This is a genomic window from Vibrio sp. 1978 (genome assembly GCF_033344345.1).
The window spans coordinates 246,614-261,223 of sequence record NZ_JAWPOP010000002.1 but is presented as its reverse complement, the minus strand read 5'-3'; the positions used below and the strand labels follow the sequence as shown (position 1 = coordinate 261,223).

Below are 14,610 nucleotides of genomic sequence, written 5' to 3'. Positions count from 1 at the left end.
TATCCATAAGACGTACCGTTAGTATGCGCCCCACGAGATAAGCCAAACCTTTTGGCGGCACAACTCAAATGAATTAAACAAAAGTATCATGGTCCCTCTGACCTTGTGGCCGTACAGCGAACGCCCTACAAAAAATAATGATTTTCTGGCGGCCACCCTACTCTTCCTTCTCTTTATCCAACTGTCTTTTTTACGCTTTTACGTCATCAGTGTCTTGAACCGCTAAGCGCGCACCTTGCAAAACTAATGCTGTCAGCAAACGAACTTCTGAGGCCAACTCATCATTCCAAGCAGGCCAAATTCGAGAGATGTACGCATTACTGCCTTCGCCCGGGCTCATGAAGCCATCATTGAATGCGTCAGCCATTTTCTTCAAAGATTTCTCTTCGTCATCTACCCACTGACCGCGGCTAAAGCCCGCTTCAACACAAGCCAACGCCGTTTTCGGGAAATAAGGCAAAGGCTTAGTCATGCCTTCGAAGAACAAGCGAACCAATTCAGTCAGTAGCTGTTTGGCATACTGCACATCGGCAATTTCTGGGTAGATCAAATGCAGCGCGCCTTCTTTACGATCGTAGCCAATCAGATGAGTTTTCTTGGCATAACCCGACGCCGACATGGCAAGGTGATCGATCCACGCTGCAAGGTAATCCTGCGAGCGAATCTTACCGCTTCGGTAACGAATCAACCCAGATTGGTAACACTGGGTTAGCCAACCTGTTAGGCGAACGTTTTTCTCTTCGCCTTCATTTCGCTCAAACAAAGAGTCAAACGTCAGGTCGATTTCCAAATCGTCTTGAGGCGCACCAGATAAAAACGCCAGTTTATCCACCAGCTCTTCCGCCTGAACTCGGTTGGTTTCAAACTCGATATCACCAAACGCCCCCACCGGCAGTTTGCCTTGCGCGCGCTGTTGACTCATAAAGTGTTTAAGCACCTCTGTTTTTTTCTCTGGCTGCATCAATGTCGCTTCAAGCAAGGTTTCTAACAGCTCATCACGCATTTGATAGCTTTCCAAACCACCTAAAACAAAGGGTTCGTCGTCTTCCATCACCGGTAGTGGCGGTTCAAAGGTTACTTTTAAACGACGATTGAAAAAATACTGCACAGGTAAGCGCCAGAAACGTTGCAACTCGACTAAGTCGAGCTCAAGTGGGAACGTCGCTCCTAACAGATAGTCGTCTAATGCCCGATTAAAATCACGACGAACATAGCCTTGCGATTGACTAGTTTGAGTCAATGCCGCTGGAATCCACTCTTTCGCGTAGCTGGCGTGCATGCCTTGGAACGCACTTGGGCTAAACGGCACCATGGCGTGGGTATTCACCAACGCATTTAATAAGTTGTCGCCAGACTCATCAACGGGCAACGCTTCATCACCACTTAAACAATAGTTTTGGTGGCAGTATTCCATCAGCTCAGAAACCAGAACCGAAGGCACTCGCTCGGTATTGTCTTGGATTGAACGGCCAACATAACTGATGTAGAGCGTTTGTTGTGCAGACAACATCGCTTCGAGGAATAGGTAACGGTCATCATCTCGGCGCGAACGGTCGCCCGGTTTGGTTCTTCCTGTCATCAAGTCAAAGCCTTCTGGCGGCATGGAGCGTGGGTACACGCCGTCATTCATCCCCAGTAGACAAACGGTTCTAAACGGAATAGAGCGCATCGGCATCAGGGTACAAAAGTTCACTTGACCAGCAAGGAAGCGCTGGCTGACTCGTGTGCCAGATAATTTGTTTTGAAGGTATTGGCTGATGATCGACGGCGATAACGCATCATCAAATGCGGCATCAGCTAATTGCTCTTTGAGTTGGCTGAGCGTATCGCGAATGGACTTGAGCGCCATTTCGCCTTCTAACTCAACTGAGAAGAAGTCATCCAGCAGTGAAACCAAAGTCTCTCGCCAACCATCGATAGTTTGAACATGAGAAAGTTTGCTTCGATAAGTGCTAATTTGTTGGATAAAGTGTGCCAACTTGCCCGCCAGCTCTGCGCCCATGCCTTGCACTTCGTTGTACGGAGACAAACTGCCTTGCTCGGTTTCAAACAAACCTGCGGATTCTGGCATCGCGTAGCCAAGCAACATGCGTTGAATACCAAATTGCCATGTGTTTTGACGGGTTTCCGGCAGTTCAAATTCGCGTCCGGTATTGGCATCCAATCCCCAGCGAATCCCCGATTCCTCAACCCATTGTTTGGCTTGTAAAAAATCATCTTCGCTGAGTTCAAAACGCTTTAATATCGCCGGAGTTTCCAGAAGTTCGAGTAGTTCTGATGCCAAACAGCGCGTATTGGGTAAGTTCACCAACTGCATAAATGCGGCCAGAATTGGACTCTCTTGATCGGCGGTTCGGTCAGAAATCGAATATGGAATAAAACGCTCACCCGGCGCGTTACCAAAGACCGCCTGAATCGCAGGGCTGTAAGCGTTGATGTCCGCGACCATCACGATAATATCGCGCGGTTTTAACGTTGGGTCAGCATCGAACATCGCCAATAGTTGATCATGCAGCACTTCCACTTCGCGCATCGGGCTGTGACAAGCGTGTAGGCTCAGTGATTTATCACCCAAGCTAACCACTTGTTTGTGATGACTGTTTTCAATCTGTTGGTCATCTTGATGTTCTTCAAGATTGAGAATATCCGCTTGCAATTGATGGAGCAGACTGTCGCGCTCAACATCAACAAAGGCTTCGATTTCATGAGATTCCAGCTGAGACAACAGATACATATTGTCGCGCCCGAGTTTACCCATGGACGCCAACAGACTGTTTCCGACCACATCGGTGTGCAGCTCATCGATCACATTATCTTCCAATGAACCTTTCAGTTGCTCAGTTTCACCTTGCACTTCCGAGTGATCGTCCTGCCACACAACGTGCTGACGATGTTTCGCCGCCAAACGAGCCAGATATTTGCGATCTCGAACTTCACCCCAATAATAACGACAAGGGTTAGTGAACATCAGATGCACGTCGATGTGTTCACCAATTGCTTTTAGCGCATCCATATAGCGAGGCGGCAACGAAGAAATGCCAAAAACAAACAAACGCTTGGGTAAATGGTCAAAATTGCAGTTAAAACTCTCTAACGTGTCGATAAAGTGCTCATAAAGGTTGGCACGGTGATAAGGAGACTGCCCTAATGACACAGTGTGATCATACAACGCTTGCCATAAGATCGGCTGCCACGGATGCTCATCTTCCAGCTCTGGCACACTCTGCCCAGCTTCCCAACTTGCGATCCATTCCGGACGATACACCAAGTAACCATCGAAAATATCGGCAATTTTCTCAGCCAGCTGATACAGCTTAGAGTGGTCAATGTCATCTTTGAGGTACTGCGCTAACGGCGAAAACACCTCTTGGTTGAGAAGCCCCGGCAGCAGATGCATCAACTTCCACGTCATCGCTTCTTTGTTAAACGCACTGCGTTTTGGCACGTCTGGCAACACCTGCGTAAACATTTCCCAAATGAAAGTAGCAGGGAGCGGAAAATCAATGTTCGCGGCAACACCAAACTCTTTGGCCAATTCCATTTTTAGCCACTGGGACATGCCCGGACTTTGAACCAGAATTTGTTCTTTTTCGAACGGGTTTTCCAGCGGACTGATTCGAATCAGTTCGACAAGGAGTGATTTAAGAACGTCAACTTGGTTGGAGTGATAAACAGTAAACAAATTGGGAATACCGAGCGCCGATTGAAACTGTTAGCTAGCTTAGCACAGCCCCATTTAAACCCGCAGTGATCTCGCGTTCGGAAAAAACAAAAGGTTATATATCACTCAAATAGAGTATGAATCTTCTGAATTTTCACATGTCAATCAAGTCTGACACTTCCATACAAAATGTGACATTCGTCGCAACTATTCCATAATAAAAAACACTGTTTTATACTCCCTCTACCCATAATTTATAAACAAACAAAAAGTATGTTTCGCAAACTGTCTTCCAACAGCGCTTGGCTGATTGCTTTTTTTGCTTGCTTTGCAGTGTACCTGTCGATCGCTTGTTATCCTTTTGTGTTGTCTAACAATCAGAATGAACCGCTAACCTTGTTGCAAGGTTACTATTTGGTTTCGACTCAATATGGCTGGCTGGGCTTGATCGCTCTTCCATTTATGTTGTTGAGTTTATTGCTCTCTTTTCTACCGACTCGAGCATTCAAAGGTATCGTGATCGCTATCGCGATCTGTCTATTGATCATGTTTAAAGTCGATATCCTCGTTTTTCAGCAATACAAACTTCACATCAACGCCCTATTAATCCGTATGTTTTTCGAAGGTGGCGGTGATGTCTTCGATATTTCGTGGATGAGTTGGCTAATCTTCATCAGTGAAATTTCCGTTCTGGTGATCGGGCTCGCTTGTACCGTTTGGGTAAGTAATCAACTGGCACAAAGCCGAGCTAAGTTCGTTTTGATCAGCGTCTGGTTTGCTGTATTGCTTAGCACGCAGATGATTCATGCGTACAAAAACGCACTTTACGACGATGAAGTCAGTCAGTTTTCGAATAACTGGCCACTTTACTACCCGCTGACGGCTCGTAAATTTATTTACAAACACGACCTAGTGGATGAGAACATTGCATCGAAGAACCGCGTAGAGTTAACCAACATTGAACGTAGCTCACTCAACTATCCGCTTGCGCCGATTCAAGTGCAAAGCAAAGAGAAACAGCCCAATGTCTTGTTTATCTTGGTTGATGCGTGGCGCTACAGTGATGCGACGCCGGAAGTCATGCCAAATGTCAGCAAGTTCGCCGAAAAAACAGTGAATTTCACACAACATATGAGCGGCGGCAACTCAACTCAAGCGGGTATTTTCAGCCTGTTTTACAGCTTGCCAGCGACCTACTGGGAAAGCTTTTACGCAAGTCAACGCTCTCCTGTTTTTATGGATACGCTGCAAGCAGAAGGCTACCGCATGGGCATTTTTGGCTCGGCACCGCTCACCAGCCCGCCACTTTCTCGCACGGTATTCAAAAAAGTGTCGGACTTGACCCTGAAACAAACTGGGGAAACAGCTGTCGAGCGCGATCAGCAGATAACAGACAAGTTCATCGAGTTCCAAAAGCAGGATAGCGACAAGCCGTACTTTGGTTTTCTGTTCTACGATGCCGCCCATGGCACAGTATTTCCCGAACCTGAATTTGCGAAATTCAAACCATACTGGGAACGCGTTGACCACATTTTGCTCAACAACGATTTTGACGCTTCGCTTTACCATAATCGATACAAGAACTCGTTGTACTACATCGATAGCTTGATTGGTGATGTGCTGAAAAACGTCGACTTAGACAATACCATTGTGGTGATTTCATCAGATCATGGTGAAGAGTTTAATGACCATAAGATGAACTATTGGGGCCACACGGGTAACTACAGTGACGTTCAAGTACATGTGCCTCTTTACGTGTACATGCCAAATCGTCAGCCAGAGCAAGTTGATTACCGCACGACCCATTTTGACGTCGTGCCAACCATGATGAATACGCTGTTTGACGTTCAAGGCACAACGAGTTCATACAGCGTTGGTCATAACTTGTTTGATAGCTCAGCCTCTCGCGATTGGTATATTGCAGGCAGCTACTACAACTATGCATTGGTCGGCAAAGAGCTGATGCTTGTGGTCAACCCTGGCGGGCACTCTCAGCAACTGAATCGCCAGTTAAAAGTCGAGAAAGAACAGAAAGTTCCTGTCGATATCATTCGTCATTCTCTGGATGAGATGTCGCGATTTTACAAAAAAGGCTAGCGTCCAACATCGACGCCGATTGAAATAAAAAAGCCTCTTGGTTGTAAGACCAAGAGGCTTTTTCCTATCTGCTATTTAAGCGTGATGAGCGTGCATCAAGCGTGGCTGAATCAACAAGTTGTTGATGTATTGTAAGGCCACATAAGAGACAACAAATGTTGCCACAATCAACTCAAGACTAGCTAAGCCTCGCACTTGTTGAACATAGTGCGCAGCCAATCCTTGCAACTCCATCCAATTCGCCATTTTAAACAGCGCCGTCGCACCGATCACCATCGGGAAAGTGAACGCCGCATAGCCTGGGCTAAATGGCAGTCTAAGCAATTTAAAGAATGCGAGGTAAATGATGGCTGTCATCAATACCGCGATACCAAATAGCATAGCGATGATCACTGGTGATGGTGTCGCAGTGACCGTTAAGTACCCTGCCAATGATAGACTTGCTGGCGCCGCCATAATTGCCATGGTTGGTTTTGCTGCATCCGGAATTTCATGGGTAAACATGAAACGGTAAATCATCATCGGCAACATGATCGCGTACGCCACCATACCAAACATCAATGCACCTTGTGCCACTGGTGCTAACATAGGGTTGCCAGAGAAAGACACATCCGCAACGATGATACCCACTGGCGGTACAAACCAACTAGGAACCATGTGGTGCAATTCAAAATCTTTGGCGCGATGGTAAACAAAGCTCACCAAGAACACGATGTGCAAAACCACCGCAATCAGCCAAAGCGCATCGCCAGCTAATGGGTAAAAATGGCCGAGAGAGTTCGATACCACCATAGTGCCCATCGCAAATGTCGGAACCACGCTGCCCACAACCGGATGAGCAAGATCTTGTCTCAACAGATGATTATGTAGCAAAAACTTGGTTGCCAATATAGCCAACAATATGCTTGCGATACCCGCACTAATCCACTGTCCGTAGCCATGTAATTCGGCGAAGTTTTCCCAACTCCAGCCCAAGCTTGCAATACCAAGAGCCAAACCCGCCATTGGAGTTGGCGCTCCCATTACTTTTGCTTTTGTTCTTTGAATCATGATGACCTCAACCAGACTCACTCTTGATGGGACGTATAATACGCTTGCACTTCGTTCCGATATATCTAATTATTTAAAACAAACGTTCAGAATTACTTAACGGTGGGGTATGGCAAGTCACATTTCTCTTAAACAACTGAAAGTGTTTACGACGATCACGCAGCACAAAACGCTCACAGCGGCTTCTGATAGTCTCTTTTTATCGAAAGCCGCAGTGAGCATGGCACTCTCAGAATTAGAAAAACAGATCGGCCATCACTTGTTTGATCGTGTTAATAACCGACTGATTTTGAACCAAGAAGGTCAAAAACTGCTACCACTGGCGGATGAGTTACTCAACCGAGCCAAAGACATCGAGAGCATTTTCGATGGTGACCAAGCGCTATCGGGCCAACTTCGCATTGGTGCCAGCGACACCATTGGCAACCAAGTCGCGCCCTATTTGCTTAGCGAATTTCGTCAGCAAACGAACCATCGTTCTCAAAGCCTGTTCATTTCTAACTCCGCACAAATCTGCGACATGCTGACCGATTACGAGTTAGACATAGCCCTCATTGAGGGCAAAACACTTCACCCTGAATTGCAGTCTACCCAGTTTAGCGAAGATGAAATGTGCGTGATTTGCGCGCCCGATTACCCAGCCGCGCACGAAGGGCCAGTAAACTTAACCGAGCTAGAAAACAGTGAATGGATATTGCGAGAGGCAGGATCTGGTTCACGCGAATTTTTTATGCGCGTTGTCGCACCGCGCTTGGAACATTGGCATGAAGCTTTTCAGCTCAATACCACCGAAGCGTTGATCAACTCAGTATCGGCAGGGTTAGGCTTAGGTTGCTTGTCACGTTTGTCTGCAGAACCTGCTATTCGTGACGGCCGCGTAAAACTGCTCGACATGCCTTTAGATATGAAACGTCGCTTCTGGTTACTGGTTCATAAAGAGAAATATCAAAGCCCATTGCTCAGAACGTTTATCGAATTTTGCCAAGATTGGGAGCGACCAACAAACCTTCCTTTGGCGGACAAATCCGCAAAGTGAAACCAAGATAGTTTAAATGCTAGTCAGTTAGTTGTACGTGTCTCTCATTCTGAGGCTTGTCGCTAGACTTGATTGGTCAAAAACTGTATAAAAAGCCAGTATCAATACACCAAATTAGGGGACCAACCATGGCTGTAATCGTCAAGTACGTGGTAGAACGCAATGGAGAAGAGAAAATGACTTTTACCTCTAAAGCGGAAGCTGACGCATACGACAAAATGCTGGATATGGCAGACGAGTTATTCTCACTGCTGGGTAAAAGTGAACTTCTAGAAGACGAAGGTAAGCAAGAAGATCTTGCAATGTTCCTTGCGCAAAACAAAGAAGAAGTGCTTTACGCTCTTGGTGCAAAACGTAAACCTGCACCAAAAAAAGCAAAGAAGCTTGAAGCTGTTGAAGAAGATAGCGAGCAAGAAGACGCTGCATAAGCCTCTCATTTGTTTAGAAAAAACGTCGCATTATGCGGCGTTTTTTTATTCCTTCCGTTTATCTCCATATATCTCTGAGAATATAAAGAACCGATTTAATATCCCAAATTGCTCTAAATTTCATGTTGCAGATTAGTGTGACTTAGATCTAGTCTAAATGGGTTCGGTGATGGGGTACCACCGGAATCGAAAGATTCGAACCGCTGTTAAAGCTAATGACTCCTACAGAAACGAAAACAGGTCAGCCCTGTTGGAAGTGCTTTCGCTTATGTTGTGAAAGCGAGAGTTCTGTAGTGAGCAATTCAACTCTTCTCCAACCCCGCTCCTGTTTTCTCAAAAATTAAAAAGATATCCAAAATAGTTGTTAACTCAACAAGGCAACAAACGCATGAACCTCCTGAACATAGTTTTCTATTTGATGGAGCGAATAAGAGCAGTCAACGCCGTTGAGTCTGACAAATAGGCTGGATATCGTACACTGGGAAAACACTATGCAATACTCACACGAAATCCAATCAATGTGCCCGATTCAACGCGGCGATCTTCATGCATCTGCACCGATCCCTGTCGAAGGCGCAATGATCAATCCAAAAGACGTTATCGCGATTTCTGGTCTTAGCCACGGCGTTGGTGCTTGTGCTCCTCAACAAGGTGCAGCAAAACTGACTCTTAACGTCAAAAACGGCATCATCGAAGAAGCTTTGATCGAAACGATCGGCTGTTCAGGCATGACTCAATCAGCCGCGATGGCCGCAGAAATCCTAACAGGCAAAACTATTCTGGAAGCACTGAATACCGACTTGGTATGTGATGCTATCAACGTCGCGATGCGCGAAATCTTCCTTCAATTTGTTTACGGTCGTACTCAATCTGCTTTCTCTGAAGGCGGCTTGGAAATTGGTGCGGCACTGGAAGACCTTGGTCAAACTCAACGCAGCCAAGTGGGTACTAGCTACTCAACTAAAGCAAAAGGCGTGCGTTACATGGAGTTAGCTGAAGGCTACGTAACAAAACTCGCGCTAGACGAAAACAAAGAAGTGATTGGTTACCAATATCTCAACCTCGGCAAGATGATGAAAGCCATCAACGAAGGCGTATCTGCTGCAGAAGCCGCAGACAAAGCAACGGGGACTTACGGTCGTTTTGACGAAGCCGTAACGACCATCAACCCACGCCAACAATAATTGCCACCAAGAGGGAAGAGATTATGAACACTCCGATTACTGAATCTGTACGTCGCACATTAGACGAAATGCAACTATCTTCTCTGGAAGAGGCTTACCAATACTGTATGGATCGTGGTATCGACCCAAAAGCATTGGTGATGGACACTCAACCTATCGCGTTTGAAAGCGCTGCCGATGCCTACACACTGGGCACTGCTTTGGCGATTTTCCGCGGTGCAAAAACAGCAGAAGAAGCGGCAAACATCATCGGTGAAGGTCTTCAAGCCTGCACAAAACCGGGCAGCGTAGCGCAGCAGCGCCAAGTGGGTATCGGTCACGGTGCATTGGCGGCTCGTCTATTGAATGAAGAAAGTGGCTGTTTTGCTTTCCTTGCCGGTCATGAGTCATTCGCAGCGGCAGAAGGCGCAATCAAAATCGCACTTAACGTGAACAAATCACGTAAAAATCCGTTGAAAGTTATCCTAAATGGTTTGGGTAAAGACGCCGCTTACCTCATCTCACGCATCAATGGTTTCACTTACGTACGCACTCAATACAACTACCAAACTGGTGAGTTAGTGGAAGTAGAACGTCGTCGATTCTCGCAAGGTCCACGTGGTGAGATCCTTTGTTACGGTGCAGACGATGTGCGTGAAGGCGTGGCTATCATGCATAAAGAACAAGTGGATGTGAGCATCACAGGTAACTCAACCAACCCGACTCGCTTCCAACACCCTGTAGCAGGTATCTACAAAGCGGAACGTAACCGTGAAGGCATGCCTTACTTCTCTGTGGCATCAGGTGGTGGTACTGGTCGTACTCTACACCCAGATAACGTGGCGGCAGGTCCTGCCTCTTACGGTATGACCGATACCATGGGTCGCATGCACGCCGATGCACAATTCGCGGGTAGCTCTTCAGTACCTGCACACGTAGCGATGATGGGCTTCATCGGCATGGGTAATAACCCAATGGTAGGTGCAACGGTTGCACTTGCAGTAGAGGTCGGTGAGCTAAGTCTCTAAATCGATTTATCGCTTTACTATCTAAAGCCAGTAAATCCAACAAACCCAGTGTAGGGGGAGTGACTTCGGTCCTCCCCTTATTTTTGTTGCCTTGATAGTTAATCAATGATTTGCGACACATTTCTCATCAGACAAACATATCTCTAAAAAGACAAAAGGTATCCATCTACAGACTTTATCTATTTCCCCTCTTTAAACTCCCTAGCACTCTCATTATGATGACTGACAACTTAATTATTTCTTGTCAGTGAACAGACGAGACACAAGACTCAACACATGGAGATCAACTATGGCTTTCTTCTCTCTAGCCTTTGGTACGGCAACTAAAAACCGCGACGGCAAAATCATAGAAGCGTTTTTCCCAAACCCAGTTCTTAACCCAAGCGAAGCGCTTGTTAACGCACTAGCAGCAGTAGCAGGTTACGAGCAAGGCAACCAAGCTATCGAGATCTCTGCAGCACAAAGCGCAGAACTAGCAGCAGCATTTGAAGCAAACGGCGATGCAGCAAACGCATCTTTCGCAGCAAAAGCAGCAGAATCAGCACAACCACTTGTACTGGTTATCCTTGCCACTGACGAGCAGCCACAAAGTGTTGCTGAAGGCTTCCTAAAACTTCAACTTATCTCTAACCGTCTAGTTAAGCCACACGGCACAGTACTAGACGGGATCTTCGGTCTACTGCACAACATCGCATGGACTAACGAAGGTCCAATCGATCTACCTGAACTAGCAGAGCGTCAAATCGAAGCTCGCCTAGCGGGTCGTGCACTAAGCGTAGATTGCGTAGACAAGTTCCCTAAAATGGTGGACTACGTGGTACCAACTGGCGTTCGTATCGCTGATACTTCTCGCGTACGTCTTGGCGCACACGTTGGCGAAGGCACAACAGTAATGCACGAAGGCTTCATCAACTTCAACGCGGGTACAACAGGCGTGAGCATGGTTGAAGGTCGTATCTCTGCTGGCGTAGTGGTTGGTAACGGCTCTGACATCGGCGGCGGCGCATCTATCATGGGCACACTATCTGGCGGCGGTAAAGTTGTAGTTTCTATCGGTGAAAACTCGCTACTAGGCGCAAACGCAGGTCTTGGTTTCCCAATGGGTGACCGTTGTACTATCGAATCAGGTCTATACGTAACCGCTGGCTCTAAAGTGCGCATGCTAGATTCTGCAGGCCAAGAAGTAGAAGTAGTGAAAGCACGCGATCTTGCAGGTGTTTCTGACCTACTGTTCCGTCGTAACTCTGTAACAGGTCAAATCGAGTGTCTTGCTAACAAGAGCGCGGTTGAACTGAACAGCGAACTGCATAAAAACAACTAATTCATTCGTGAATTAGCCCTACGAAAAATCCCCCAGCAGGAAACTGTTGGGGGATTTTTTAGCTTACAGCAAAATGCGTGATTACTGATTTAAAAAGCTGACCGCTTTATCTGGGAAATCAGTAAACAAACCATCCACTTTTACTTGGTTGTAGTACACATCCATCATGCCTTCAAAGCTGTCAGTGTACGCTGGAATGCGTCCTGGATCGGCGCGGAACGTGTATGGATGCACTTGCAAGCCAGCGTCTTTTGCAGCCTTCATCAACGGCTTGATGATGATATTATCTTTGGTTGACTTATCATCCACCAGCATCGGCTTCCAAGGTCCAATTCCTTCCGCGTAACTCGCTACTTTCTTCATTCCGTCGGCTTCGAACATCCAGTCATAACTGTATGGTGTTGCCTTGTCGCCTTTGTACACCATAGTTTCGTTCCAGTCCGTGTAAGCCATAAGCTGAACGAGCTTTAAGTCCATGTCCATTGCAGGCATGAGTTCACTGTTGATGCGTTGAAGTTCATTCGCATCAAAACACTGAAGGTAGACTTTGTCGTCTTGAGAGCCATAACCGTACTGCTTCAAGACTTTAAGTACTGCTTTAGAAATGTCCTTACCTTCATGACGATGGAACCAAGGCGCTTTAATTTCTGGGTAAATACCTATGTCATAACCCAGCGTTTTGTTTAAGCCTTGGATCAGCTCAATCTCTTCAGCAAATGTCGGCACGGTGAAATCAGATTTCCACATAGGGAATCGGGTTGGATAGCCCGCTACTTTGTTGCCTTTCTCATCGATATTAAAGCCTTCAGTTACTCGCAAGGATTTGATTTCCGCCAGAGTGAAATCAATCGCGTAATAACGACCATCTTTACGTGCACGGTCAGGAAAACGCTCCGCAACATCCGTTACGCGATCGAGATAATGGTCATGCAACACGACCAACTGGTCATCTTTCGTCATTACCACATCTTGCTCTATGTAGTCAGGTTTCATTGCGTAAGCAAGTGCTTTGGCTTCTAGCGTGTGCTCAGGCAAGTAGCCCGATGCACCACGATGCGCAATGACAAGCGGCTTCGCAATCGCACCAGCAGAGAGGCTAAGTGCTAAAAAAGTAAGACATACTGACTTTGTTTTCATTGTTATTTCCTTGATAAAGCGAAGAGGCAGTATTCCACTGCCTCTTTAAATAAATATTACGCTAGCGCTTCCTTCTCGCGCTCTTTTTGCTCGTGGTGCGCACGTTCACCTAAGAAGGCGTACATCAAACACACGATAGAAGTAATACAAGAACCCACTAAGATGATAAAGCCACCATCCCAGCCAAAGTGGTCTACGGTGTAGCCCAAAATCGCGTTTGCGGCAACTGCCCCACCTAGGTATCCAAACAAACCAGTAAGACCAGCGGCAGTACCTGCCGCTTTCTTCGGAGCGAGTTCAAGTGCGTACAAACCGATCAGCATAACCGGACCATAGATTAGGAAGCCAATTGCAATAAGCGCCATCATATCTACTGTTGGGTTGCCCGCAGGGTTAAACCAATAAACCATCACTGCAACTGTCACTAACACCATAAATAAGATACCAGCAGGTGCACGACGACCTTTGAACAATTTGTCAGAGATCCAACCACACAATAGTGTTCCTGGAATGCCAGCCCATTCGTATAAGAAATAAGCCCATGACGATTTATCTACCGAGAAATCCTTCGCTTCTTTTAGGTAAACAGGTGCCCAGTCCAGTACGCCGTAACGAATTAGGTAAACAAATGCGTTTGCAATTGCAATCGACCAAAGAAGTTTGTTATTGAAGACGTATTTGAAGAAGATTTCCTTCGCTGTCATTTCTTGTTCATGGGACTTGTCATAGTCATCTGGGTAATCGTCTTTGTATTCTTCAATAGGAGGCAGACCACAAGACTGAGGGGTATCGCGAACCGTCATCCAAACAAACACAGCAACCAACGTGGCGAAAAATGCAGGAACATAAAATGCAGTGCGCCAATCATCGTTAAATGCCCACAGGCCAAGAATAAATAGTGGACCAATCAAGCCGCCACCCACGTTGTGCGCCACGTTCCAAACCGAAACGATCTCACCACGCTCTTTACGTGACCACCAGTGCACCATGGTTCGGCCACAAGCAGGCCACCCCATCCCTTGGAACCAACCGTTCAAGAAAAGCAAAATGAACATCGCAGTGACGCTACCAGTCGCCCATGGCATAAAGCCAAAGCAAAACATCACTAATGCAGACATCAATAGGCCGCCACTAAGGAAATAGCGAGGGTTGGAGCGGTCTGAAACGCTGCCCATTAGAAACTTAGAGAGACCATATGCAATGGAAACAGCTGCCAAGGCGACACCTAAGTCTCCGCGGCTAAAGCCTTGCTCGATAAGATAAGGCATCGCCAAACTGAAGTTTTTACGAACTAGATAGTAACCGGCGTAGCCAACAAAGATACCGATAAAGAGTTGCCAACGGAGGCGAGAGTAGGTGCTATCGATGCTGCCAGGGGACAGACGATCAATGTGCGCCTTAGGTTTGAATATTCCAAACATAGGAACCTCATTATTTTGTATGCGATGGTAAAAACACAAAAGGAGCGAACGAAACAAAATAAATCTTCGTTCGAAAGTTCATGAATTGTATAGAGTTAGGATTTTATTTCTGTGACAAATGTTGCACATGAATTAAATATAAGTAAATACAGTAAATTATATGAGCATTAATTAGATCATCGTTCAACTTTACTCAAGATTCGTTAATATTAAACTGATGTTCAAACCCCTCACTTTAGCATTCCAATTCGAAACCTTTGAAACAAAG

Annotated in this window: 10 protein-coding genes and 1 riboswitch; of the genes, 6 read left to right on the top strand and 4 right to left on the bottom strand. The window is 46.3% G+C overall.

Features of this window, described 5'->3' with window-relative positions:
- Positions 1-190: 190 nt before the first annotated feature.
- Complete coding sequence (recC, locus tag R8N49_RS03120; RefSeq protein WP_042521371.1) at positions 191-3,682, bottom strand: exodeoxyribonuclease V subunit gamma; 3,492 nt, start codon at positions 3,680-3,682, stop codon at positions 191-193.
- A gap of 252 nt (positions 3,683-3,934) precedes the next feature.
- Here recC and R8N49_RS03115 point away from each other — a divergent pair, with 252 nt between their 5' ends.
- Positions 3,935-5,758 carry a DUF3413 domain-containing protein gene (locus R8N49_RS03115; protein WP_042521370.1) on the top strand — a complete coding sequence of 608 codons (1,824 nt, stop codon included), beginning with the start codon at positions 3,935-3,937 and terminating at the stop codon, positions 5,756-5,758.
- 75 nt (positions 5,759-5,833) lie between these two features.
- On the opposite strand, the gene R8N49_RS03110 is transcribed toward R8N49_RS03115, so the two are convergent.
- Complete coding sequence (locus tag R8N49_RS03110) at positions 5,834-6,808, bottom strand: TDT family transporter (protein ID WP_005391714.1); 975 nt, start codon at positions 6,806-6,808, stop codon at positions 5,834-5,836.
- A gap of 109 nt (positions 6,809-6,917) precedes the next feature.
- Between R8N49_RS03110 and R8N49_RS03105 the strand changes: the two genes are divergently transcribed.
- From R8N49_RS03105 to dapD, 5 genes are all read left to right on the top strand, one after another.
- Positions 6,918-7,844 carry a LysR substrate-binding domain-containing protein gene (locus R8N49_RS03105; protein WP_054577570.1) on the top strand — a complete coding sequence of 309 codons (927 nt, stop codon included), beginning with the start codon at positions 6,918-6,920 and terminating at the stop codon, positions 7,842-7,844.
- A 128-nt stretch (positions 7,845-7,972) separates the two neighbouring features.
- Positions 7,973-8,272, top strand: coding sequence for a YebG family protein (locus R8N49_RS03100; RefSeq protein ID WP_005380208.1), 300 nt, complete (start codon positions 7,973-7,975; stop codon positions 8,270-8,272).
- Positions 8,273-8,428: 156 nt separating this feature from the next.
- Positions 8,429-8,504: riboswitch (Fluoride riboswitch) on the top strand.
- Positions 8,505-8,763: 259 nt separating this feature from the next.
- Positions 8,764-9,456, top strand: a complete 693-nt coding sequence (locus tag R8N49_RS03095; protein ID WP_005386501.1) for an iron-sulfur cluster assembly scaffold protein — start codon at positions 8,764-8,766, stop codon at positions 9,454-9,456.
- A 23-nt stretch (positions 9,457-9,479) separates the two neighbouring features.
- Positions 9,480-10,463 carry a GGGtGRT protein gene (locus R8N49_RS03090; RefSeq protein WP_054577569.1) on the top strand — a complete coding sequence of 328 codons (984 nt, stop codon included), beginning with the start codon at positions 9,480-9,482 and terminating at the stop codon, positions 10,461-10,463.
- Positions 10,464-10,752: 289 nt separating this feature from the next.
- Positions 10,753-11,784: a 2,3,4,5-tetrahydropyridine-2,6-dicarboxylate N-succinyltransferase gene (dapD, locus tag R8N49_RS03085; RefSeq protein WP_042521367.1), complete on the top strand. Its 1,032-nt coding sequence runs from the start codon at positions 10,753-10,755 to the stop codon at positions 11,782-11,784.
- Between the two features lie 81 nt (positions 11,785-11,865).
- On the opposite strand, the gene glpQ is transcribed toward dapD, so the two are convergent.
- Both glpQ and glpT read right to left on the bottom strand, forming a co-directional pair.
- Positions 11,866-12,921 carry a glycerophosphodiester phosphodiesterase gene (gene glpQ / locus R8N49_RS03080; protein WP_005380201.1) on the bottom strand — a complete coding sequence of 352 codons (1,056 nt, stop codon included), beginning with the start codon at positions 12,919-12,921 and terminating at the stop codon, positions 11,866-11,868.
- A gap of 56 nt (positions 12,922-12,977) precedes the next feature.
- The gene (gene glpT, locus R8N49_RS03075) at positions 12,978-14,342 is read right to left on the bottom strand and encodes a glycerol-3-phosphate transporter (protein WP_005380199.1); all 1,365 of its coding nucleotides are present in this window, start codon (positions 14,340-14,342) and stop codon (positions 12,978-12,980) included.
- Between the last annotated feature and the right edge of the window lie 268 nt (positions 14,343-14,610).

Coding starts and splice junctions, on each gene's coding strand:
- R8N49_RS03115 (WP_042521370.1), top strand. CDS start 3,935: ATGTTTCGCAAACTGTCTTCCAACAGCGCTTGGCTGATTGCTTTTTTT.
- R8N49_RS03110 (WP_005391714.1), bottom strand. CDS start 6,808: ATGATTCAAAGAACAAAAGCAAAAGTAATGGGAGCGCCAACTCCAATG.
- R8N49_RS03105 (WP_054577570.1), top strand. CDS start 6,918: ATGGCAAGTCACATTTCTCTTAAACAACTGAAAGTGTTTACGACGATC.
- R8N49_RS03100 (WP_005380208.1), top strand. CDS start 7,973: ATGGCTGTAATCGTCAAGTACGTGGTAGAACGCAATGGAGAAGAGAAA.
- R8N49_RS03095 (WP_005386501.1), top strand. CDS start 8,764: ATGCAATACTCACACGAAATCCAATCAATGTGCCCGATTCAACGCGGC.
- R8N49_RS03090 (WP_054577569.1), top strand. CDS start 9,480: ATGAACACTCCGATTACTGAATCTGTACGTCGCACATTAGACGAAATG.
- dapD (WP_042521367.1), top strand. CDS start 10,753: ATGGCTTTCTTCTCTCTAGCCTTTGGTACGGCAACTAAAAACCGCGAC.
- glpQ (WP_005380201.1), bottom strand. CDS start 12,921: ATGAAAACAAAGTCAGTATGTCTTACTTTTTTAGCACTTAGCCTCTCT.
- glpT (WP_005380199.1), bottom strand. CDS start 14,342: ATGTTTGGAATATTCAAACCTAAGGCGCACATTGATCGTCTGTCCCCT.